Consider the following 23997-nt stretch of genomic DNA (forward strand, 5'->3'; position numbering starts at 1 on the left):
ATTCTAAAAATTAAATATTTACTTCAAGAATTTGAAAAGGATTGAGCTCTGTATAATACAGATTCAATCCTTTTATTTTATATCTTCTTCCAGTAATAATCCAGCTCTGTAAAATACATATTATTTTTTCTCCTTAATAATTTTTAGCTGTCAAATATCCAGATCATTAAGCCATTTTTCTATTTCTTCCTGAGAAGCAGAAGATGCGAATCGTTTTTCTGCAATAAAAACTGCATTAGGGGAAGATTTTTTTAATTCTGAAGTTGTATTTCCCATTCCGCTCATACCTGATGTAGCAAATAAAGCGATTTTCTTGCCGGAAAAATTATAGCTTTCCAGAAAAGTATTTATAATTGTTGGAGCTACATACCACCAAATCGGGAAGCCCAGTAAAATAGCATCGTATTCATCAATTTTTTCAATTTTACTGCTTATGGGCGGGCGGCTTGATTTATCCTGCATTTCGACAGAACTTCTACTCTGAGAATTCTGCCAGTCCAGATCATTATCAGTATAGAGCTGCTCCGGGACGATTTCAAATATATCGGCTTTTGCAGATGATGCTATTTTTTCGGCTGTTTTTTTTGTTACACCGCTTGCACTAAAATATGCTACAAGTTTTTTACTCATGTTATCTCCTCACTTTCATTATAATTACGGCTTTAATAGTTTACGAATTTCCCGCTGCTGACAATCCGTTTTTCTATTTATTTTTTTATATTTAAATTACTGAAGAATTTCTACCTTAACTTCGCCGTCAATATCTTTCAGATTTTCTAATCCGGCCTCTGTTTCACCTAAGATAATTAATCCGTTTGAATATTGAAAATCCTTATAAAAAACTGCTAAATTTCCCCATGGAGAATAGTAGGCAAAGCTTCCGGCTGACGGCTTGCTTCCGGAGGGTGCTCCGTCTTTAGATAATTTTTTCGGAAGATCACTGACTTTTTCTGTACCCGCATAATCTCTAAAATCTAATTTTAACGGAAGCAATTCTATAAAATCTCTAGCTGTCTTATTATCATTCATTCTGACAATAATCTCCTTATTATTAAAAGTTAGTTTTATCCTTATGTCCTCCATTTTATCCGCCTCTTTTTTATTATTATTCCCGCTTATTTTCTGAAAATTTTTATTATCCGATATCTCTATTTTTCTATTTTTCAAAACAGAATTTATCTGATCATATCTGTTATTAGCTATAATCACAATAATTCCCAAAAAAGATATCAAAATTATTATTACAGATATTTTTTTCATATTTTATTCCTCTCTTTAATTTATAACTGATTTTCAGAACAAAAACAAATATTTTTTAAACTATTTTAAATTTACAGCCTGTTTTTCTATAAAAAATATCTCCAGCCGGTCTAATTAAGTAACTCTTTGAAGATACATACAGTTTTTTATACCGACTATCGTTTCATCCGGCTATTTTCGAACGGACTCAAAGACTTTTTCAGCATTGTCTGCTTGTTTTCTGTTTATTTTTTCTTTAAAAATAACTATTATTTCTTCTATCTCTTCTTTTGTTATCCCGGTATTCATTCCTATGTTAAAATGACCAGCAAGCTGTGGATTTACACCATTCATACTAGTCAGAGCAGATATTGTTACTATTTCTCTTGTTCTGTAATCCAAAATATCGCGGCCGAATATATCGCCAAATAAATGCCCTTTCAAATATTCATCTATATCCGGAGCAAAGCTATAAATTTCTCCTGTGACAGGCATTCCTACTAATTCTGTCTGAACATCAGTACCATATTTAACACTGTCCCTATCCTTGGGAACTGGTGTTGAATTTCTTCCGTCCTGATCTTTTATTCCTCTCGCTTCTCTATCTTTCAAGACTTCCATAAAAGTCGCTAATCCGTTTAAACTGCGCGGAAAACCACTGTAAGCATATAAATGAACTAAAACTTCCTTTATTTCATTCACGGTAAGTCCTGCATCAAGCCCTTCGTTCAAAGCTTTATTTAATTTTTCAAGATTTCCGTCTGCTGTAAATGCAGAAATCATTACTATTTTTTGTTCTTTTTCAGTTAAGCCTTCTTTTTTCATTATACCCGCAGCCGATGTAAAACCAAAAGTAAATAATGAGATTAAAAGTATCAGTAATTTATTTTCCATAATTGAATCCTCCTGATTTTTTATTGCAAAAAATTTTGAAAGAGAAGATACGTGTATTCACTACTTCCCTTTATAAGTTTAATATATAATTTTTCCAATATCAAATACTTATATTGCATTGATTACCATGCTTTTTAAGCATATTTTCAATTATACTGATTTTTCCGAAAAATAATTTAATTTTTTCACTTTATTTTCTAATAACATCTTACAATACTATAAAATCTAAGTTTTATTTTTTGGAATTCAGTTTTACAAATAAACCGGCTGATAAAAGAAAAAGAGAGCTTACGCTCTCAATATTTCTTATTATTTAATTTAATCCCTCTCTTGCAAGAAGCTGTTCCAGTTTTTTATCTGTCCCCTGATTGTTTTTATACGTCTGAATAGCCTTTTTAGTCAGACTTCCGTTTATTCCGTCAAGCTTTCCTGTATAATATCCCATGTTTTTCAGTCTTTTCTGTATCTCTACAAAATTTGTTCTTCTCTTTTCTTTTGTTACCGACTGTGTTTTAGACGGTGCGGCAGCATTTATTACACTAAAACTCAAAACCGCCGTTAATAACAAAAATGCAGCTAATCTTAATTTTCTCATAAACTTCTCCTTTTTAAATCTTTTTTCTATTATATACTTTTTTGAATTTCTTTGTAAATCTAAATTTACTTTAAAATTACATGTACAAAATAGGAAATAAAAAAACAGATTTAATTTTAATCCAGTGATTAAACAAGTAAATCTGTTTTCCGCTCCGGTTAATAATTAGAACTGCTCTTTTCCGGATATCCTCATCATAAATTCTCACTATTATTTTATTTCTTTACCCATGCACTCGTATATTCCTGCAGCTTTCCTTTCAGATAAGTAAGCCCGTTCATAATCTGATTCATATCACGGTCACTGAAACTGTCTTTGTTTTTTACGAATTTATCAAGTATTGTGTTTGCCCTTTTATCATAATACTTATTAAGTTTTACAAAATCTTCCTTTGACGTCAGCATAGAATCTACCTGTGCATCATATACCAGTCTTGTAAAGTCATCCATTACTTCCTGTGCCACAGGACTTTCCATTACAGGTCTTGTAAGTCCCACCACATTATATACTGTCTGTATTTTTTCTTCTTTGCCGTTGCTGTAATAAGGTTTTGTATATGCTATTACTCCCAATAACAAAAACAAAGCAACCAGAACTTTTTTCATTTTTCCTCCTCAAATCTTTTATGCTTAATAGACTGTGTTTCTTTTGTACTCTTTCATTTTCTTGTTTTACTGAAACTGATCTACGATTGCTTCTAATTTATTAAGATGATCCAATATCTTCTCTGCATCAGCTTCACTCATAGTGTTAATATTTTTATCCAGTTTGTCAAGCACTGCATTTGTTCTGCCCATGTAATAATCATCAAGCTTACTGTAATCCTTTTCAGGTGTCTCTGCATAATCCTGTACAGATTCATAAGTTATTCTTGTGAACTCATCAACTATTCCCTGTGCTGCCTGATTTTTCAAAACAGGTCTTTTCAGATTCATCTGACTGTAAACAGTGGTTATAGGTTCCTCTTTCCCGTAATAAGTCTTTGAAAATGCTGTTACTGTCAACAGTAAAAATAGCAATACAAAAGTTTTTTTCATACTTCCTCCTTATTTTTATTTATATATATATCAAACCCTTTTATGTACACGATAATTATTTCATATTCATGTGAATTTATTGTGAATAAAATAAAATTCTTTTTTATTTTTTCAGTTACTGACGAAGTATTTTCAGTTTCCGGCTTTCTTCCTGCTGTATCAAATAAAGCTTCATTTTATTTTCTTCTGCCTTTACATAGACTGTTCCGTCTATATCTTTTCCTGAATTCAATTCTTCTGTTTCACCTTCGGCAAGACCAAATTTTTTGTCTATATCTGAAAATTTTTCGTTTCCGGCTTTTCTGTATGTAATTATGTTATCCGAATACACTCTGAGCACGTTCCCTGCTGCTGCGATATTATCCATTTCCATATCCGGATTGTTAAGCAGGAGAACAGTAAGACTCTGTCCTGTTTTTTTAGTAATCTTGTAGATATTGTCGCCTTTTTGAACTGTATATTCTCTCTCGGTAATTCCGTTTACTGTTTTTATATTTTTCAGTCCTGTTATTTCTTCCTCTGCATCAGCTCTCAGTGTAAAATCATATGAGTATTTTTTCTGATATTGATTATTGCTGAATATATCTGACCAGACAGTAAATATTATCCCTGAAAAAAATATTCCCAAAACGGCTGTCTTCATCTTTTTCATATATCACCCGGTTTATCTGAAATTTTCTAAAATAAATTATATAATATACATTTATCTCAGTATAATTTTATAAAAAATCTTAGTAGATATTTATAAGTATTCTAACATACCGGAATAAAATTGTATAGTATTTAAATATGATATTATTCTATAAAAAAATACCTCAATAAGAGGTATTGTTAAAATCCTGTATATCTTCAGGTTTGGACAGTACAGTTATTCTCAGAGCCGCTGTCTGTAATCCTTATGACTCAAACCAAAGGCCGCAAAATAAAGATTTTCTGTCTCGGTATTCCCGTAATCTTCGTTATATTCAGGAGAAAAATACAGCTCCACATTACTGTCCAATACCCTGATTATTACACTTTCATATTTATGCATCAAAGTAAAATTTAATTTATTCTGATTAAGTATAGCTATCATTTTGGAAACGTTTAATCTCTTTACATCGTTAAAAATCCATTTATTAAGCTTAATATTTTTTCCGGCAGTAAAATCAATAAAATTATCACACCAGATAGAAAAAAGAATCTCTTTATCAAAGTGAAACTCTATTCTTCCATACAGCCAGATTGATAATCCATGACCCATATCCCCGATCTGGTCAGGATCCGGAAAATTATTCAGTATCCACTCCTTTGTCTGACCATTTTCTATATAATCAAATTCTCCTTTTGTAACAAACTTAAATAAATCAACATTTACAGGGTTTTTTAGTTTGATTTTTATCATCTCCGCTTTTATAACAATTATTATTCTTTTGTACTGTACATTTTTTATTATATCATATTTTTTTTAAAATTCTGAAAGGCAGTCTCAGCATTATTTTTTTATAAATATAACTAAGCAATAATTTTTCCTAATAAAAAAACCGCATCAAAAGTAAAATTTCGATACAGTTCTTTTAGTTTACATTGTTATTTTCGAATTATCTTTTGATATCATATTTATCAGTTCGTCATTTGACTTTGTTTTCTTAATAAGGTCGATCAGTTTTTTCACTGCCTCAGCCTCATTATAATTGCTTAGATATCTTCTGAAATTCCATATTGTCTTTAATGTTTTTTCATCAAGAAGTATTTCCTCTTTTCTTGTTCCGCTCTTTAATACATCTATTGCCGGGAATATTCTTAATTCTGCCAGAGATCTCTCCAGAATTACTTCCATGTTTCCTGTTCCCTTGAATTCCTCAAATATTATGTCATCCATTTTACTTCCTGTTTCTATAAGCGCTGTAGCTATTATAGTCAGACTTCCGCCTTTTCTTATATTTCTTGCAGCTCCGAGAAATCTTTTCGGATAATAAAGAGCTTTCGGGTCAATACCTCCGGATATCAGCTTTCCGCTTGAAGGAACTACTATATTATATGATCTGGCAAGTCTTGTCAGACTATCCATCAATATTACTATATCCTTCCCTTTTTCTACCTCTCTTTTTGCCTTTTCAAGTACATCCTCTGTTACCTTTATATGTACACTCGGATCTTCATCAAATGTTGCCGAAAAAACTTCCGCATCACGTACATTTTCCTTTATATCGGTAACCTCTTCCGGTCTCTCGTCAATAAGCAGTATCCACAGCTCTACTTCCGGATTATTATTTATAATATCATTTGCCAGAGTAGATAAAAGTATTGTTTTACCTGCTTTCGGCGGTGCTACTATCAGACCTCTCTGCCCTTTACCTATCGGTGCTATCAGGTCTATTATTCTGGAAGACAGACTTGCCGATGATAAATTCAGCTTTTCTTCCGGATACGAAGGTGTAAGATCATCAAAAAACGGTCTGTTCGTTGATTTTTCAGGAGCATCTCCATTTATAAGAAGAGTTTTTATAAGTGCATAATTTTTTTCTGTTCCTATTGGTTCTCTTACTTCCCCCAAAACTATATCTTCATTTCTAAGTGCAAATTTTCTCGCCTGAGATGCTGATACATAAATATCAGGACCTACACTACTTTCTCTTAAAAATCCGTATCCGTCGGACATCATATCCAGTCTTCCTGATCCTAATATAATATTGTCTTTTTTAGCTTCTTCAATATAGATATTTGTTATAAGATCTGACTTCCCCATCGTGGAAAAACCAGTTATCCCATATTCTTTTGCTTTTTTTCTTAATTCCGTTAATTTCATTTCGAAAATATTTTCCATAATTTTCATCCCCTATTTTAATTTTTGATAAAATAATTTTGCCTCACCAGGCTGTAAATAATATTCCAGATTATCAGATACCTCATCCATCCTGTGACCATGTGATATATCTTCTATACTGTGTCCCTCCATAATTTTGAACATGTCGGGAACCTTCACGTCTACACCTGTTTTTGTATTGATGTTTGCTATCATAAAGATTTTTTCAGTGCCGTCTAAAGATTTTTTCAAAAAAGAAAAAATATCACTGCTTCCAAAATCATAAATCTCGGCAAAACCATCCTCCTTAAGTATATTATATTCTGCTTTTATTTCATTGATTAATCTGATATCCTCCACAATATCATAATTTATTTCTTCGTAATCCTTGTATGTGGTATTTACTACATCTATTTTTTTCTCAAAGCCGTACTCAAAACCAAGTGTAATCGCTATCCCCGAACAAAAATAAGCTTCTATTGCATAGTAGCATACTGCTTTTCTGCTGTCCCCGTTATACTCCTTTGCAAATCTTTCAGTATCATGATTTTCAGGAAAAGATAATGACGGACATCTTCCCGTCCACTTATTATAATCCTGTAAAAACCACTCATCTTTAAAATTCCACCATTTCAGGCTGTTCATAACAAAATCGAAGCCTGATTCTATTATTTCTATTATTTTTTCCGGAGTACAGCTTAAAGTTTCAGCTAAGAACAGTGTATCTGGATATTGTTTTTTTACTTCATTTATTAGATATTTCCAAAGACTGGAAGGGACCTGATATGCGGCATCGCACCTAAAACCTTTTATTCCTAGACCTGCGTAATATAAGATATAATCAAGCCAGTATTTCCAGAGATTTTCCTTATCACTGGAGTTCTCATTGTCAATTTGAGCTAAATCACCCCAGATAATTAGTTTATCTCCATCTAAAGCTCCTGGATTTTTTATCGTTCCGTCCTCATTTTTTTTATACCATTCAGGCTTTTCTTTTATAAGGTCGGAATCAATGGATGTGTGATTTATCACAAGATCCATCATAACCTTCATTTTTCTTTTTTCTGCTTCCTTACAGAAATCCCTGATAAAGGAATCACCGATTTCCCTGTATTTCTCTGCCTCTTTTTCCATTATTTCATAGTCAATTCCCAAAAGTACCGGACTGTATGCATAGTAGTCTTTTATGGAATAAACAGATCCTGAGAATCCTGGGAGATGAAAAGGATTTACATAGACCCAGTCAAAATTCATGAAATCTATGTCATCCAGTTTTTCAGCCCAGCTGTGAAAATTTTTCAGAAGATAAGGATACAGGTTATAAATTCTTGCACTAGTCATCATCTTTCCTCCCCTTGCCCGGCATAATATCCCATTTGCTTTAAGTCAAAACGGAACATTACACTAGACTAATTCACCATATAATGTCCATGTTTTTGTTTCATATATTTTTACATTTACAAATTTCCCCGAAAGCTCTTCATCACCTTTAAAAAGCACTATTTTATGAGTAGAGGTTCTTCCTGTAAGCATATCAGGATTTTTGCTGCTCGGTCCCTCTACAAGAACCTTCAAAGTCTGACCATAATATTTTTTGCTCTCTTCTTTTGCTCTTGCATTCTGAAGTCTCATCAGCTGCTGAAGTCTTTCTTTCTTTACCTGTTCAGGCACCTGTTCTTCCAGCACTGCTGCAGGAGTTCCGCTTCTTTTGGAATACATAAACATGAATGCGTTTTCAAAACCTACCTGCTCCACTACATCCAGAGTATCCTGAAAATCCTCGTCAGTCTCTCCCGGAAATCCTACGATAATATCTGTTGTTATACCTATATCAGGAATCTCTTTTTTTATTTTAAGAGCAAGTTCTATAAATTCTTCCTTTGTATATCCTCGGTTCATTGCCCCGAGTATCTTAGTAGAGCCTGACTGCAGAGGCAGATGAAGCATTCTTGCTACCTTGGGATTTTCTGCTATTGCTTTTATTACCGAATCAGTAAAATCTTTCGGATGCGGCGAAATATATTTCAGCCAGAAGTCTCCTTCTATATTGGCAGCCTTTGTAAGAAGCCCGGCAAAATCTTCTCCCATTTCGATTCTGTCACTTCCGTAAGAATTAACATTTTGTCCTAAAAATAATATTTCTTTGTAACCTTTATCTGCATACTGCTTTACATCATCAAGTATTTCCCTCATTGGAACCGATCTCTCCATTCCCCGTACGTAAGGCACTATACAGAATGTGCAGTAATTATTACAGCCGTAAGTTATTGAAACAGATGCTACTATATCATCTCCGAAATCAGCATCTACCCTTTTTGGAAGCTCATCTTCATCTTCTACCATTACTATATGATCTACTGTTCCTTTTTGAATTTTTTCTATGATGTCAGGAAGCTTGGCAATATTCTGATTTCCTATTACCAGATCTACAAAAGGAGTTCTTTTAATAAATTCTTCTCTGACCTCCTGGGCAAGACACCCAGTTACACCTATTATCATGTTGTTTCTTTTTTCTTTTAATTTCTTCAGTTCTCCTAATTTTCCGTAGACTTTTACCGCTGCTCCTTCTCGTACAGTACATGTATTCAGAAGAACAAGATCAGAAATTTTTATATCATCAACAATCTTATACCCGATGGACTGCAGCATTTTTTTCATCTTAGCGCTTTCATTCACATTCATCTGACAGCCGTAAGTAATTATTGTTGCTTTCTTTTCCAAATTTTTAAACCATCCTTTCAATAAATCATCTCATAAATGATGACTGATTCTATATGCAAATATCATATTATTGTCAGTGTATTTCTGCTTTTCAGATTTACACTGATATTTTTTTATACGTAAAGTACTAACATAACATTATATTACATTTTCAGAAAAAATAAAATATTTTTTTATAAAATGGATCTTATTCTCAGGAAAAACAAGAAAGCTTTCCAAAAAATAAAATTCTGCCGTATTAAAAAAAATAAAACAGCTGTTTAAAAAATAAAATCCCGTTATAGAAATAAAGGGATTTTGGTGTTAGTCTATTATAACATCTGTCTGATATCTGTCTTCCGGAGCTCTGTAGTTCACTATTCTGTTAACATAAATAGTACCTTCTTTTATATCTCCCTGTATTTCCAAATTCACATATTCGTATGACTGAACATCAAATTTATCAGTTACTTTTTGAACTATATTTTCCAGAAGCCCTGTATTATCTACCAGATTATAACTTATTTCTTTATCTTTCAAGATTAGTCTGTCTTTCTTATAAACAAAAACTCCCGTAGCCGGATAATACTGTCCTGCCCTTACCGGTCCCATTGGCTTCTGCACCTCGGCCGCTGCTGCAGTAGATGTCTGTGTTTTTTTGCTGCTCTTTTTATTTGCTGACGAGCATGACATCAACAACAATAAAATTAAGAATATTGATAACTTTTTCATATATTTCCTCCAAAATTTATATATTTAATTTCTTTATCTTTCCCTACTATTATACATATTTTTATCTGTTAATTCAAGTTTTCATAAATCAGCAGTACGGCTTATTTATGAAAGCCCAGATCAGCGGGGTTATAATCACCTGATATATGCTCTGCCCTTCCCCCGTTTTTTTCATATTCTTTTCTCATTTCAGTTACTTTCTCTATTAACTCAACAGTATCTTCCTCCAGCTTATCCCTGTTAAACAGACCCTTTGACCAGTAGTCAAGAATCAGCTTACTGTCTCCGTATATTATTTTTATCCCTTTTTTGGCTGCATATTTTAAGGCTATATATATCCCTGCCAGCTCACCGTAATTATTTGTTCTTCCTTTTTTCAGGACGTAGTTCCCGTGAACAGAAACTTTTTCTTTAGGAAGTATTTGCGGTAAAAGTGAATTGCCTTTATAATCTGTTACACGTACTTCTACGCCTATGCCCCGTCCTGTTCCCGCATCAAAATAAAGTCCGTTTTTATCAAGGGCAGGTGCTTTTTTTTCCTTAATTTCATATTCTGCTCCGGAATCAAGCCATGCTTTAGCCTCATCACGCGTCGGAAATGACTTATAACGTGCTTTTTGTCCTTTTACCAGTATTTCGCATTCCTTCCAGTTTTCAAGAATTCCGTTTTTATCACTTTCTACCAGATAATATGCATAATATTTTTTTGCCATTTTCCTCATTTTTCACTTTCAAATTTTCTTTTAATTATACCATATTATAAAGTTTTTAAAAAGATAATATTCTCAAATTATTTCATATTACTGCTTACTGCAATGTTTTCTTCATCTGCTGCAATGATCTGTCTTCTTTGAATTAGGAGAAAAGTAATATTTGACAAATTTCAAAATAAATACTAAAATAATATGCGAATGATTTGCAAATTTATATAAGGTGATAAAAATTATGAAACATTTAACTAAAAACAGAAAAGAAATTCTGGAAATAATCTCTGCTTCAAAGAAACCTCTTAATGTAAAGCAGATAAAAACACAGGTAGACTTTGATACTTCTACTATTTACAGGGCTTTGGATTTTTTGGAAAGTCTTGAATACATTCATTCCGTGATTTTTGATAATGAAAAATACTATTTTAAGGATAAAAACGGAAATTTTATTATATGTAATTCATGCAGAAAAATAGAAGCTTTTCCTGTTCAGTCTATCAGCCGAGAAGAAAATATACTAAAACAGGAGTTTGGTTTTCTACCGTTATCGCATATCTTTTTATTTAAAGGCCTTTGCAGAAAGTGTAACACATAAACCCGGAAAGGAGAGTAAACTATGAGCAAAATTTCAAAGTACTTAATCACATGTTTTATTTTTCTTCTTTTTTTGATTTCATGCCAAAATCAGAAGAAATCAGATACAGTTGAAAATGCAGCTGCTTTAGACAGAAAGCCTCATATTTCAGTGAGTATCCCGCCGTTAAAGTGGATTACCGAGAAAATAGCCGGAAGTGATTTTACAGTAACATCTGTAGTCAGTTCAAATATAAGTCCCGAATTATTTGATCCGTCTGTAAAAACTATTCAGGAGCTGGAGGAATCAGATCTGTACTTCTCTTTTGATTTATTTGCCTTTGAGCATAAACTGGAGGATGCAGTAAGCAATCCCGGAAAAATATACAATGTTCTGGAAAATAACAGTTATCTGCTAAAGGAGGATCAGGAGGCACATACCGGCGACGGGCACAATCACGGCGATTATGATCCGCATGTATGGTTTTCCATGGATATAGATTCTTCAATTGCAGAAAATATTAAGAATGTTCTTTCGGAAAAATATCCTGAAAAAAAAGATATATTTGAAAAAAATTATTCTGACTTTATTTCAGAGATTAACACCTTTAATACAGAATTGAAAAATATACTAAGTGATAAAAAAAGTAAGATTTTTGTTATTTACCATCCTGCACTTACTTATTTCGCCAAGGAACATAATCTTACACAGGTTTCTGTGGAACAGGAAGGCAAGGAACCCACTGCGCAGTATCTGAAAAATGTAATAAACGAAATTAAAAAAAATAATGTAAAGGTTCTTCTTGTACAGCCTCAGTTTCCGAAAAGTTCCGTGGATCTGATTTCCAAAGAAGTACCCGGTATAAAAATTATAGAATTCAATCCTCTTGAGGAAAATATTTTTGACAATCTGAAAAAATTTACAGATTCATTGGAGTAGATATGACTAAACATTTGATCGAAATAAATAACCTGAACTTCAAATACGAAAACAATATAATTCTGAATAATATTTCCTTTAATATCACAAAAAATGAAAATATCGGTATTCTTGGCAGAAACGGCGGCGGAAAATCTACGCTGATAAAAATTCTTCTGGGATTTTTGAAGCCTGCATCCGGTTCGGTAAAATATAATATTGACAGAAAAAAAATCGGTTATCTGCCGCAAATACGCGAATTCGATGCTACTTTCCCGATTTCGGTTTATGACCTTGTTATTTCAGGGCTTACAAACAGAAAAAATTTATTCAGAAGGTTTGACTCACAGGAAAAAAAAGCTGCTTCTGATATTATGGATGAATTCGGTATATCGGAACTGAATGATAAGCTCATTAATGAAGTTTCGGGCGGGCAGCTGCAAAGAGCCCTTATAGCCAGAGCTCTTATATCAAATCCTGAGCTTATTATTCTTGATGAGCCTGAATCATTTCTGGACAAAAATTTTGAGGCGAAACTATATAATAAATTGAAAACCTTGAAAAATTCTACGGTAATTATTATTTCTCACGAGCTGGACGAGATTTATAAGCATATTGATTCAGTTTTACTTGTAGAAAAAGAAGCGAAATTTTACAAAGACAAAAATACTTTTATGAAAGGCAGATAAATGGACTTTATTTCCTCAATATTAAAATATCCCTTTATGCAGAATGCACTGATTGTAGGATTCTTATCAAGTATATGCTGCGGTACCATAGGTACTTACATAGTCAATAAAAAAATGGTTTTTATTTCTTCCAGTATCAGTCATGCTTCGTATGGAGGAATCGGGATCGGCTTATACCTGATTTCGGTATTTGATCTTCCTGTAAAAGATCCGATACTCTTTGCTCTTGTTTTCTCCATATTTTCAGGAATTCTTATATTACTTCTGAAAGATAAATTTAATCTGAAAGATGATCTTAGTATAGGAATAATTATGACCTTCGGGATGGCTGTAGGAATTATATTTTCCTTTATGACACCGGGCTATCAGGCAGATTTATCTACTTATCTCTTTGGGAATATACTTTTATCAAATAAAGAGAATATAATAATGCTGCTGCTTCTAGATATAACAATTATTATTGTTTTTTTTATTTTTTATAAATCAATTATATACAGCAGCTTTGATGAAAATTTTTATAATATTTATGGAGTTCCTGTGAAATTTATAAATTATCTATTGATAATTCTGATATCTTCTGCTATTATAATAAATATAAAGACAATCGGTATCATATTAATTATCTCCATATTAACCATTCCACAGGCAACAGCTTCGCTATTAGTAAAAAAGTACTATTTAATAATTATTTTTTCAGGAATTTTCTCATTTTTGGGAATACTTTCCGGTTTATATTTTTCATATAGTCTGAATATTCCGTCAGGACCAGCAATAATACTTTCACTTACAATTATTCTGCTGTTTACCAAAGGCTTTAGGAAAATCTTTTTAAAAACAACTTGACAAAAGTTTGGAAGAAGTGTATTATATTAGATATAAAAATGAAATGATTATAAATTTATAGGAGGTACATATTATGACTAATGTAATTAAAAAACTAAACGTATATCTTGCGGATCTGAATGTAATGTACAGAAAGGTACAGAATTATCACTGGAATGTGGATGGAAGAAACTTCTTTACTATTCATGCAAAGTTAGAAGAATACTATGATGAAATCAATGAAAACATCGACAGCATCGCAGAAAGAATTTTATCTATCAAAGGCAGACCATACGGAACAATGAAAAAATATCTTGAAATTACTAACATTAAAGAAGCTAACGATGAAGAGATTACTGACCTTGATTTAGTAAAAATATTAAAAGCAGATTTTGAAGCTCTTTTAGGTGAAGTAAAAGACATCAAAGCAGCAGCTGATAAAGCTGATGACTACGGTACTTCAGCAATGATGGATGAATTAATAACAGGATATGAAACAAAATTATGGATGCTGGGTGCATTCTTAAAGTAAGAGAGACTTTTTAGACATATATAAATAATACCGGATTTTTATCCGGTTTTTTATTGTATATTTTTATTCTTACTACTGCCTGTAGTCTGCTTATATTGGGTTAAATGCTTTAAAATACAAGTATTTACCGATACTGTAATACAATAATTCATAAAAAACTTCTTGACCTGGAGTTACTCCAAGGGTGTAAAATATATATAAATTATTATAAATGAGGAGGTCCTATATGAAAAATGTAACTTTAAATAATGGAATTCAGATGCCTGTATTAGGATTCGGCGTTTACCAGATAACAGATCCGGCGGAATGTGAACAGGCTGTTTACGATGCACTTATGGCTGGTTATAGACTTATTGACACAGCTGCTGCTTATAAAAATGAAGAAGCTGTAGGAAAAGCTGTTATAAAAAGCGGAATACCCAGAGATGAACTTTTTATTACCACTAAATTATGGATTCAGGATGCAGGCTATGACAGCACAAAAAGAGCTTTTGAAGAATCATTGAAAAGGCTTCAGACGGACTATCTTGATCTTTATCTTATACACCAGCCCTTCGGAGATATTTACAGTTCATGGCGTGCCATGGAGGATTTATACAATGAAGGAAAAATCCGTGCTATCGGTGTAAGCAATTTTCTTCCTGATCGTCTTCTTGATCTTATTTTACACAATAAAATTACCCCTGCAGTTAATCAGGTAGAAACTCATCCTTTTCTTCAGCAGATTGAAAATGCAGAATTTATGAAAGAGAATAATGTACAGATCGAGTCATGGGCTCCGTTTGCAGAAGGAAAAAACAATATATTTCAAAATGAAATTCTTCTATCAATTGCCGGAAAATATAATAAATCTGTTGCACAGATAATATTAAGATGGCTGACTCAAAGAGATATCGTAGTTATTCCAAAATCAGTTCGTAAAGAAAGAATAATCGAAAATTTTGATATTTTTGATTTTGAGCTCTCAAAAGAAGATATGGAAAAAATTGTAACATTGAATACAGATCAAAGCTCTTTTTTCTCACACCGTGACCCGGAAATGGTAAGATTTCTTTCTAGTATAAGATATGATGACTAATCAGAGTTTTATCAGATAACTTTTTATATCTTTAGAGACTGCAGTATGTACTGTTTTTTGCAGTTTGCTGCAATCTTTTTTTCTTTATAATAAAAAAGATAAAAAAACACTTGCTTTGGAGTTAACTCCAAGTGATACAATTTATTTATTCATGAAGAATATTTACACACATTTCTTCTTTTTACACTTCTCAATCAACTCACATTACTAAAAATGAATCATAAAAAATCTAATTTAAACAGGAGGTCGATAATGAAAAAAATTTTTTTATCAAGTCTATTTTTATTGCTTTTTCTTTCACTTACTGCATGTGGAAACACTAAAGAAAATATTGAGACTAATACTGCTGCCAAAGAAAAAACCAGCAAAATTCTTATTGCATATTTTTCCAGAACAGGCAATACAAAAGAGATTGCTCTTAAAATACAAGAGAAAACAAATGGTGAGCTTTTTGAAATACAGCCTGCCGAACCTTATCCCGAAAATTATAAAGAAACTACAGATAAAGCCAAACAGGAGCTTAGCTCGGGATATCTTCCGCCGTTAAAAACTAAAATAAACAATCTGGAATCTTATGATATTATCTTTATAGGATACCCTATCTGGTGGGGAACTATTCCAGGCCCTGTAAGAACTTTTCTCACTGAAAATGATTTTTCAGGAAAAATTATTATACCGTTTTGCACACATGGAGGCAGCGGTATTGCCAGCAGTACTTCCGATATACAAAAGCTTGCCCCGCAGGCTGAATTGAAAGAAGCTCTTGCAATTCCCGGATCACAGGCTAAAAATAGCGAAAACACTCTTAATGAATGGCTCAACAGTCTTCAGATATCCGAATAAATTAAAACAGCCCTGAATGAAAATTTTGGGGCTGTTTTAACAATTTTATTTATATATGAACTTTAAGTCTTGTAATTCTTATTTTCATATAACTCTATCTTTTTTTGCAGATCTTCAAGCAATTCCAGCTGAATTTCCTGTATTTCCACTAATCTGTCCCACTGATCCGTAATCAGGTGATTTAATTTCTCATGCAGAATTTTAATCTCTATTTCTGCCTTTAAGTTTACCTGATAATCATTTTCTGCCCTGATCCGGTCTTTTTCCTCCTGCCTGTTCTGGCTCATCATAATTACAGGCGCCTGAAGAGCTGCAAGACATGAAAGAACCAGATTCAAAAGAATATACGGGTAAGGATCAAACGGTTTTTTCATAAGCGCTATGCTGTTTAAAATAATCCAGAATAATAAAATGAATATAAAGATCAGAATAAAAGTCCAGCTTCCTCCGAATTTAGCTACTGAATCTGCTATATTCTGTCCTATAAGCTGTTTTTTAGAATACACCTTATTACTGTTTTCAGAAATAATCTCTTTAGATAATATACTGTTTAATACATCTTCCTCAGTACGGGCATATTCTTTTTCTCTCTTTAACAATGATTCTATATATTTTTTTCTGTAATAATTCAAATCAGAGCTGGAGATAAAAGTATCCTCTGTAAACTCCGGATGATCACTCATTATTAATTCTGAAATTCCATTATAAATATTTCTCAGAAAAATTCCGTTATCCTGATTTTTAGCATCTCTCCCTATACGCCTTCTCATCATTTCTTCCAGCCTTTCCCAATAGATTCTTTAAAATGTACCAGTAAAAATTTTTTTCTATCTGAAAATCGGTATCTACAGCTTTGGTAATTGTGAGTTTTGTTGTTATTTTATATATTTTCTCGGGAATTCTTCTACTTCATTTCAAAAAGAACACTTACATTCTGGGTAAGCTTGATTACCTGCGGCTTATAATCTACCTGTGGTTTTGGAGCAGGAGCAGCCTTTTCAGCCGCTACTCTCATCATAGCTCCTGATGCATAATCTTCATCCGCTGCGATCTGCTGTCTGTAGTTATAATCTTCCATAATAGCCTGATTCTGATAAGATATGCTTTCACTTACCACAAGAGGATCGCCGAGCTTCATCTCACTTGATCTCAATATGCTTGCAGCCTTTGTTTTTGTCTGTTCATAGGCAGTATTATACAGCTCTGATTCTATCTGCTCTTTATTTGATATGTCGAATGCTATGCTTCCCTGAACATTTATTTTATTATTTTCCGCTATTTTTATTACATCATTTATTTTATTTATATCTTTCAGTTCCAATACAAAGTTATTGTATATATTATGATATTCCTTATTTTTCAATGGTTTATTATCTGTTGTTTCTTTTGATACAGTAGAATATGAATATACCGATATATCGTTACTGTTTATCCCAAGTCTTGAAAGCTGAGACTTCACATTATCATATACTTTAAATGTTTCCGATATTGCTGTTGCTTTTTCTCCGCTGTTTCTGTTTATTTCACCATAATATATTGATTTATCCGTACTGTCACTTTTCAAGCTTTTTATCTTGTTGCTTTCCGACAGACTTATCAAATCCGGAATTTTTGTCAGATCTGTTACCTTTACTGCAAAATATAATGTTGTATAATACTCAGTTTTCTTATTTTCCGCAGTATCTCTTTCTGTTGTCTTTTGGGTATAATAATTATAAGTTTCTATACTTCCTACAGAAATATTCTTCCTTCTCAGCTCACTTTTAAAATTTTCCATATTTTGAGAATTTTCCTGCCCGGCTTTTTTCAGGTCTTCACTCTTTGTATATACCCTGAAATTTATTTTTGCTATATCAGGCATAACTTCCTTCTCTGCATTTCCGGTAACACTTATTTTTCTGATCGGCTCACTAAATGCAAATACTGAAAATATCAAAGCTAATATTAAAATGATCTTTTTCATTTTCTCTCCTTTTCTTTCCGGTATGTTCCTGTAAAAAGAACCGGAATTATGAATATGTCAATGAAAGTTTATTTTTTATTCATCTGGAATTCTATATTTACAGTTTTTGTTACAGTTAATTTCTTAGGACTTATTACTAAATTTGAAGTATTTGCCAGATCCATAAGCTCTTTATCACTGCTCTTTTTTACTTCGTCTGCCGCTCTTGCCAAAGAGTTATAATTGCTAAAATATTCATTATACGGCTGTATGCTGTATCTGCTGTTATCTGTCACAGAAAGCGGCTTTTGCAGACCAAGATCGGTTTTAGCGAGTATTTTATCAGCTTTCTTTTTTGCTTCAAGATAAGCTTTTTCATATAATCTGTTTTCTATCTGCTCTTTATTGTTAATATCATACTGTATGTAACTGTTTGGCGTGATATTTAATGTATATCCCAGATTTATCAATTTCCCCAGATTCTTTACATCACCTGTTTTTATTTTGATCACATGAGTTACTACATGTTTTTCCTTTTTCACTCTGTCATATTTTTCCAGACTCTTTTCACTTGTATCATAAGAGGCTATTCTTACACCGTCTACAAGATTAGTTTTCAGTACTTTGCTTTCCAGATTTTTATATCTTTCCAGTGCTTTTTGATAAGAAGTTTTTGTATCTTTCGCACTTTCACTTATATTAAAATTATATATTCCGAATTCTCTTCCTGATTTTGAAAAATAATTTATATTTTCTCCTGAAAGTATATTTACTATTTCTCTCAGTTTATTCTGGTCATTAACTGTGATTTCTATATTCAAAGATGTCGAATATTCTTTTTCACCCTTATTTACAAGTATTGAATCCCAATATTCCCTTTTATTGGAATTATATGTTACTGATTCTATTTTCTCATATTTCACACCTGACTTTGAAAGTAAAGTTTTGTATCTGTCAAGAAGTCCTGCATTTTCCTCGCTTGCCTTATTCATATCCTCGTTTTCTGTATAAATGGTAAACATTATACTGGCAGTATCAGGCATCAGCGTTTCTGTGGCTGTCCCCGCTACCTGAATTCTCTTATAAAAAAGATCGCTTTCATCTGAAAATATCATTACAGAAAAAATTGTCAGTAAAATCAATATAATTTTTTTCATATTTTATCCTTTCCCTTACTTTCTATATTATTTTATTTCATAAAGTACGCTTACATTCTGAGTTAATTTCATTACCTGAGGCTTATAATCTATTTGGGGTCTGGCTTCTGTTGTTGCTGTCATTGCCGGTACTTGCCTATACTCCATATCCATACCGCCTCTTACATCTAAATTTTTTGCATTAATCTGCTTAGTATAATTATAATCCTCTTGGATGGCCTGATTCTGATAAGATATGCTCTCACTTACCACCAGCGGATCACCGAGTTTCATTTCACTTGATTTCAGTATGCTTACCGCCTTTGTTTTTGTCTGTTCATAGGCTGCATTATACAGCTCCGACTCTATCTGGTCTTTGTTTGATATATCGAATGCTATATTTCCCTGTACGCTTATTTTGTTATCTTCCGCAATTTTTATTACATCATTTATCCTGCTTATATCTTTCAACTCCAGCACAAAGTCATTATATATATTATGATATTCCTTGTTTTTTACAGATTTGTTATCCGTTACTTCCCGTGAAGTTGTTGAATATGAATATACCGAGATGTTGCTGCCGCTTATTCCGAGCCTTGCCAGCTGGGATTTTATGCTGTCGTATACCTTAAATGTATCAGATATTGCTGATGATTTCTGAGAGCTGTTTCTGTTTATTTCACCATAATATATTGATTTATCCAGACTGTCGCTTTTTAAGCTCTTTATCTTATTGCTTTCCGATAGGCTTATCAGATCCGGTATTTTAGTCAGATCTGTTACCTTTACTGCAAAATATAATGTTGTATAATATTCTGTCTTCTTACTTTCCGCTGTGTCTCTTTCAGTACTTTTCTGCGTGTAATAATTATATGTTTCTATAGCAGTTACAGGAATATTTCTCTTTTTTAGCTCATTTTTAAAATTTTCCATATTTTTAGAGTTTTCCTGACCGGCTTTTTTAAGATTCTCATTTTTTGTGTATACTCTGAAGCTTATTTTTGCTATATCAGGCATGACCTCCTTTTCTGCATTTCCTGTAACACTCAGCTTTCTTATAGGCTCACCGGCTAAGAATACCGAGAAGCCCAAGGCTAAAACTAAAATAAACTTTTTCATACTCTCTCCTTTTCGTTTTATTTTCTCTTACCTTGATTATAATAAATCAAATTTGTAAAATCAATCTGTGGATTTTTTATTTTTTTTATGATATTACAATTAATACCCTGTGCTTTTCCTTGCAAAGCTTCCAAAATAACAAAAGATTTTTCAAAATTTCCATAATATGTCAATAACAGCAATTACTGACTCCTGTTATCATGAAAATTTTCAAAAGTATTCTGTCCTTTTTTCATTTCAGTTTTCTAAACTGCGGATTTTTCCACAGTTTAGAATTTTTTTATACCTGTATTTTTTCCAGATATTTTTCTACTTAAGCCATTTATCCTTTATTTATCAAATAACTTAAATATTTTCTTTATTAAGCTTTCCATATTTATCAAAATAAAAAAAATCAAAACTAACACTATAAACTGAAAATACAAAACATTTCCGTTATTTCCATTTATTTTACCGTCATTAATCAAAATTCTGAAAATCCATACTAAATCAATTACTACCCAAAATTGTACTATAGTCAAAATACATTTTGACAGTACATTATATATTCTTTTCATTAAGTTCCTCCAATTTCAGTATTTATGACAAGAATTTTTTATTAAAAAATACTAATAACCATTAATATTGAACATAATTTTATCCCTGCTGCTCCTATTATCAGCGAAAATATTGAAATTATCAGAATATTAGGAATTCTGCTTATATTTTTATTTGATAACTGAATAATCAAAAAATACATTACTAAAAATAAAAATAAATAAATTAGTGAAATTAGCGGATAAAAAATATTCAAATCAGAATTTTCTATAGCTACTTGCAGTGAATTCATATTTATATATGAAGCAGTCAGTCCCATAATCAATACTATGAAACTTAATACTTTATATATTCCTTTTAGTTTATTCATACCTCTCTCCATATTATTTCAGATTTTTATTTATTGCCGTTAATTGATTCAAATATGTTTCCAGATATTTATAAATACCTCTTTTATCATTTAATCTTTCATTTGTCCCATCTAAATAAGCATTTTCAAGTATAATTGAATTTCCCCCGTAAATATCTAAATCTGCAACTCTACAGCTTTCTACAGTTTTCTCGGCTCCCTTATACCATAAAACAGTCTTATCTTTTCGTGTCATCATTTTGGTCATTTCTGCCTTATTATGTCTTAAACCGTATGCTATCAGTAAATAATAAACATGAGCAAATAATTCTATTCCGATTGACTCATCGGGTCTGGTTATATTATGCACTGTTTTTGATAATTTCCCGCCGCCTGGATATGATGAATTTTCAAGGGCTGCTGTAAATTCTTTTCCTATAATTTCCTTATACAGTTCTTTTAATTTTTTCCCAAAGCTTATATTAAAACTCACGCCCTGATGTCTTAATGCATAGGCTGCGAATTCTTTATCTTCACAAACTACAGATATGTATTTTCCAGCTGTAATTTTTACTAAAAATGTAATTTCTCCTCTAAAATCATGAGATACTATATAATATGTCTCACCAGCATGTTTCATTTTTTTATAAGCCACTATATCTCCTTTTATTTCTGCTTTTGTCAAAATATAAACTTATTTAATTTACTCTATTTCTATTTTTCTTTCACTGTATCTTTTTTGCTTTAATATTATAAAAAAATTCCCATTTCCGCTTCCTATACTTGAGTTTTCATTGTAGTCAGTAACATACATGTCCGGCAGTACATAAGTCTTGCTTACACCCTCCGTAATTACCATTTCCAAGACAATATCTCTGTAGTCAGTACTTTCACCATAAGATAACGCCCATTTAGCCAGCTCTTTAGTATTTTCGATATTTTTCTGATATAAATTTCCCAGTCCGAGAGTGCTTCCTCCGAATTTCCCCATCATTCCGCTTAGTGTATTAGTAAGACCACCCGCAAAAGTACTTCCGAGAATCTGTATTCCCTTACTGAGACCGCTCGTCAATTCACTTACCCCTGCTGCGGCAAACCCTGAAAGCATTGAATTCATGCTCAAAGGCAGCCCGCCTTCATTTTCTTCCACATGTGACAATAGTTTCCCTGATAATCTCACTGTTACATTTGCTTCTGAATTTGATGTCTGGCTTATAGCATAATCTGATATACTTACATCTACACTCACTATTTCATCAGGACTCAGAATTATTCCCTGCTGACCTCCGGTCAAGGAACCTAATCCCGGTATATTTCCCATCATACCGCCAAAACCACCTGTGTTAGCTGTTTTCCCGCCGGCCAGAATCCCGGTTGTTGCTCCGCTTGGCATCCTTAATCCTTTTCCGCCTGCTAAACTGCCTTCGCTGCTCAGACCGCTGCCGGAACTTATTCCTCCCATTCCCGGCACTGAAGCTTCCTGTCTCGGCATAATCGTCATTCTAAATCTCATTTTCTGTTTCCTCCCTATTATAATGTATTTGAGTTAATATATCATACATATTTTGAATTATATATTTTTAGATAAAACCTTATTTTCTTAAACTTCTATTATCTTTCTGCCGTTGTACTCTGATGTCCGTAAAACTCTTATACTGTCATAACCAATGTTTCGGAATTTCCCGGCACCCGGCTGCAAGTTCACAGAAAACTTTATCTTATCTTTACTTTAAATAACATAATCATTAAATATGAATTATTCAATTTATAATATCATATTCTTTAAAATGTTCATAGTATTTTATAGATACCATTCCGTTTATATTATCACACATCAATATGAACTCAGTGTGAACTAAAAAAATTTCTGGAAATAAAAAAGAGTACACTAAATAACATAAGTATTCAGTGTACTAAAATATATTCTTTATCATTACTAATATTTTTTTCTGGTTCATTATAAATATGTGTTACGGCTTTTATTCCCTTACTCTTTTATTTCAATTAAAGTACTTTCGGGCTCCAGCTTCTGCACAAACTGCATTACTGTCTCCGCAGTTGCCACCTCTATCTCATCCGGTTTCTTCCTGTCTTTATGATCATCAAAGTGAACATTTCTCGCCACTAAAGGGCCTAGTGTTCTTTCAAGAAGATTTACCTTTATTTTCTGCGGTCTGAATCCTTTTACCTTAGTCCAGTTTATGGCATCTCTTCTTGTCTTTACTTTTTTCCCGGATTTCACATAAACGTAAGCCTCCAGTACATACTGCACACAGTTTTGATATTTATCCGACCATGCATTGGCATTTATAGAGTAAACATCACCTTTAAACTTTTCTATTTCTTTATTTTTTATTGCTTCCTTAAGCTCTGTCTGCGTTTCCATTGAAGGGATCAGCACGAGACTGTCATATATAGAAACAGGTGCAAAAAACAAAGCCATTCCGTCGTCATATGTTCCCAGCTCATCGGAATTTTCACAATTCTGAAGCAGATTTGTTACTACCCACTTTCCCTTATCATCTTTCCATGCCATCCCAAGATGAGTATATGAAATCCCGTGGTTTTCTTTATTTTTTCTTGCCACAAATGCCAGCTCGGCATTGTTGCTTTCTAAAAAATCTATGACTTTCCCCGTAAGATCAAAGACCTTTATTGCTTCTTCCTTTGATTTTGGTTCTGTCTTACATACAGAGCCCACAGAAAACAGAGGAATTACACATACCATAAATAAAAACAGTACTCTTTTCAAAATTTTTCTCCCCGATT

29 protein-coding genes are annotated in these 23997 nt (G+C 32.5%); 7 read left to right on the top strand and 22 right to left on the bottom strand.

The window, feature by feature from the left end:
• Positions 1-150 precede the first annotated feature (150 nt).
• The 13 genes from STERM_RS18800 to STERM_RS18860 form a co-directional block, all read right to left on the bottom strand.
• Positions 151-630, bottom strand: coding sequence for a flavodoxin (locus STERM_RS18800; protein WP_012863205.1), 480 nt, complete (start codon positions 628-630; stop codon positions 151-153).
• 96 nt (positions 631-726) lie between these two features.
• Positions 727-1260: a cyclophilin-like fold protein gene (locus STERM_RS18805; protein ID WP_012863206.1), complete on the bottom strand. Its 534-nt coding sequence runs from the start codon at positions 1258-1260 to the stop codon at positions 727-729.
• Positions 1261-1431: 171 nt separating this feature from the next.
• Entirely contained in the window at positions 1432-2133 is a 702-nt protein-coding gene (locus STERM_RS18810) for a carboxymuconolactone decarboxylase family protein (RefSeq protein WP_012863207.1), read from the bottom strand.
• A 313-nt stretch (positions 2134-2446) separates the two neighbouring features.
• Complete coding sequence (locus tag STERM_RS18815) at positions 2447-2728, bottom strand: peptidoglycan-binding domain-containing protein (RefSeq protein ID WP_012863208.1); 282 nt, start codon at positions 2726-2728, stop codon at positions 2447-2449.
• Positions 2729-2943: 215 nt separating this feature from the next.
• On the bottom strand, positions 2944-3333 hold the full coding sequence (locus tag STERM_RS18820) for a hypothetical protein (RefSeq protein WP_012863209.1): 390 nt from the start codon (positions 3331-3333) through the stop codon (positions 2944-2946).
• Positions 3334-3399: 66 nt separating this feature from the next.
• Entirely contained in the window at positions 3400-3765 is a 366-nt protein-coding gene (locus STERM_RS18825; protein WP_012863210.1) for a hypothetical protein, read from the bottom strand.
• Between the two features lie 115 nt (positions 3766-3880).
• Positions 3881-4417: a LysM peptidoglycan-binding domain-containing protein gene (locus STERM_RS18830; protein ID WP_012863211.1), complete on the bottom strand. Its 537-nt coding sequence runs from the start codon at positions 4415-4417 to the stop codon at positions 3881-3883.
• A 222-nt stretch (positions 4418-4639) separates the two neighbouring features.
• Positions 4640-5149 carry a hypothetical protein gene (locus STERM_RS21450; protein ID WP_012863212.1) on the bottom strand — a complete coding sequence of 170 codons (510 nt, stop codon included), beginning with the start codon at positions 5147-5149 and terminating at the stop codon, positions 4640-4642.
• A 177-nt stretch (positions 5150-5326) separates the two neighbouring features.
• On the bottom strand, positions 5327-6571 hold the full coding sequence (rho, locus tag STERM_RS18840) for a transcription termination factor Rho (RefSeq protein ID WP_012863213.1): 1245 nt from the start codon (positions 6569-6571) through the stop codon (positions 5327-5329).
• Positions 6572-6583: 12 nt separating this feature from the next.
• The gene (locus STERM_RS18845; protein ID WP_049769001.1) at positions 6584-7894 is read right to left on the bottom strand and encodes an alpha-amylase family protein; all 1311 of its coding nucleotides are present in this window, start codon (positions 7892-7894) and stop codon (positions 6584-6586) included.
• Between the two features lie 60 nt (positions 7895-7954).
• Complete coding sequence (gene miaB, locus STERM_RS18850; protein ID WP_041311062.1) at positions 7955-9271, bottom strand: tRNA (N6-isopentenyl adenosine(37)-C2)-methylthiotransferase MiaB; 1317 nt, start codon at positions 9269-9271, stop codon at positions 7955-7957.
• Positions 9272-9574: 303 nt separating this feature from the next.
• On the bottom strand, positions 9575-9982 hold the full coding sequence (locus STERM_RS21455; protein ID WP_012863216.1) for a hypothetical protein: 408 nt from the start codon (positions 9980-9982) through the stop codon (positions 9575-9577).
• 101 nt (positions 9983-10083) lie between these two features.
• Positions 10084-10695, bottom strand: a complete 612-nt coding sequence (locus STERM_RS18860) for a ribonuclease H family protein (RefSeq protein ID WP_012863217.1) — start codon at positions 10693-10695, stop codon at positions 10084-10086.
• 232 nt (positions 10696-10927) lie between these two features.
• On the opposite strand from STERM_RS18860, the gene STERM_RS18865 reads away from it, so the two are divergent.
• The 7 genes from STERM_RS18865 (at position 10928) to STERM_RS18895 (ending at position 16145) form a co-directional block, all read left to right on the top strand.
• Positions 10928-11284, top strand: coding sequence for a Fur family transcriptional regulator (locus tag STERM_RS18865; RefSeq protein ID WP_012863218.1), 357 nt, complete (start codon positions 10928-10930; stop codon positions 11282-11284).
• A 21-nt stretch (positions 11285-11305) separates the two neighbouring features.
• A complete protein-coding gene (locus STERM_RS18870) occupies positions 11306-12202 on the top strand; it encodes a metal ABC transporter solute-binding protein, Zn/Mn family (protein WP_012863219.1) in 897 nt (298 codons plus the stop codon).
• Positions 12203-12204: 2 nt separating this feature from the next.
• Complete coding sequence (locus STERM_RS18875) at positions 12205-12870, top strand: metal ABC transporter ATP-binding protein (RefSeq protein ID WP_012863220.1); 666 nt, start codon at positions 12205-12207, stop codon at positions 12868-12870.
• Positions 12871-13713, top strand: a complete 843-nt coding sequence (locus tag STERM_RS18880) for a metal ABC transporter permease (RefSeq protein ID WP_012863221.1) — start codon at positions 12871-12873, stop codon at positions 13711-13713.
• A 73-nt stretch (positions 13714-13786) separates the two neighbouring features.
• On the top strand, positions 13787-14224 hold the full coding sequence (locus tag STERM_RS18885; protein WP_012863222.1) for a Dps family protein: 438 nt from the start codon (positions 13787-13789) through the stop codon (positions 14222-14224).
• Positions 14225-14450: 226 nt separating this feature from the next.
• Entirely contained in the window at positions 14451-15302 is an 852-nt protein-coding gene (locus STERM_RS18890) for an aldo/keto reductase (RefSeq protein WP_012863223.1), read from the top strand.
• Positions 15303-15554: 252 nt separating this feature from the next.
• A complete protein-coding gene (locus STERM_RS18895) occupies positions 15555-16145 on the top strand; it encodes a flavodoxin (protein WP_012863224.1) in 591 nt (196 codons plus the stop codon).
• A 62-nt stretch (positions 16146-16207) separates the two neighbouring features.
• Here the strand turns inward: STERM_RS18895 and STERM_RS18900 are convergent, their stop codons facing one another.
• The 9 genes from STERM_RS18900 to STERM_RS18940 all read right to left on the bottom strand — a co-directional run bounded on the left by STERM_RS18900 (position 16208) and on the right by STERM_RS18940 (position 23980).
• A complete protein-coding gene (locus STERM_RS18900) occupies positions 16208-16915 on the bottom strand; it encodes a DUF1003 domain-containing protein (RefSeq protein ID WP_211205115.1) in 708 nt (235 codons plus the stop codon).
• A gap of 134 nt (positions 16916-17049) precedes the next feature.
• Complete coding sequence (locus tag STERM_RS18905) at positions 17050-18108, bottom strand: SIMPL domain-containing protein (protein ID WP_012863226.1); 1059 nt, start codon at positions 18106-18108, stop codon at positions 17050-17052.
• Between the two features lie 68 nt (positions 18109-18176).
• Complete coding sequence (locus STERM_RS18910) at positions 18177-19244, bottom strand: SIMPL domain-containing protein (RefSeq protein ID WP_012863227.1); 1068 nt, start codon at positions 19242-19244, stop codon at positions 18177-18179.
• A 27-nt stretch (positions 19245-19271) separates the two neighbouring features.
• On the bottom strand, positions 19272-20342 hold the full coding sequence (locus STERM_RS18915) for an SIMPL domain-containing protein (protein ID WP_012863228.1): 1071 nt from the start codon (positions 20340-20342) through the stop codon (positions 19272-19274).
• Between the two features lie 329 nt (positions 20343-20671).
• Positions 20672-20899 (bottom strand): hypothetical protein, encoded by a 228-nt coding sequence (locus tag STERM_RS18920; RefSeq protein ID WP_012863230.1) that lies wholly within the window; start codon positions 20897-20899, stop codon positions 20672-20674.
• A 41-nt stretch (positions 20900-20940) separates the two neighbouring features.
• Positions 20941-21249: a hypothetical protein gene (locus tag STERM_RS18925; protein WP_012863231.1), complete on the bottom strand. Its 309-nt coding sequence runs from the start codon at positions 21247-21249 to the stop codon at positions 20941-20943.
• 13 nt (positions 21250-21262) lie between these two features.
• Complete coding sequence (locus tag STERM_RS18930; protein ID WP_012863232.1) at positions 21263-21883, bottom strand: hypothetical protein; 621 nt, start codon at positions 21881-21883, stop codon at positions 21263-21265.
• A 48-nt stretch (positions 21884-21931) separates the two neighbouring features.
• Entirely contained in the window at positions 21932-22741 is an 810-nt protein-coding gene (locus STERM_RS18935; RefSeq protein ID WP_012863233.1) for a hypothetical protein, read from the bottom strand.
• A gap of 474 nt (positions 22742-23215) precedes the next feature.
• Positions 23216-23980: a DUF2145 domain-containing protein gene (locus STERM_RS18940; protein ID WP_012863234.1), complete on the bottom strand. Its 765-nt coding sequence runs from the start codon at positions 23978-23980 to the stop codon at positions 23216-23218.
• Between the last annotated feature and the right edge of the window lie 17 nt (positions 23981-23997).

The organism is Sebaldella termitidis ATCC 33386, from assembly GCF_000024405.1.
Lineage (GTDB): Bacteria > Fusobacteriota > Fusobacteriia > Fusobacteriales > Leptotrichiaceae > Sebaldella > Sebaldella termitidis.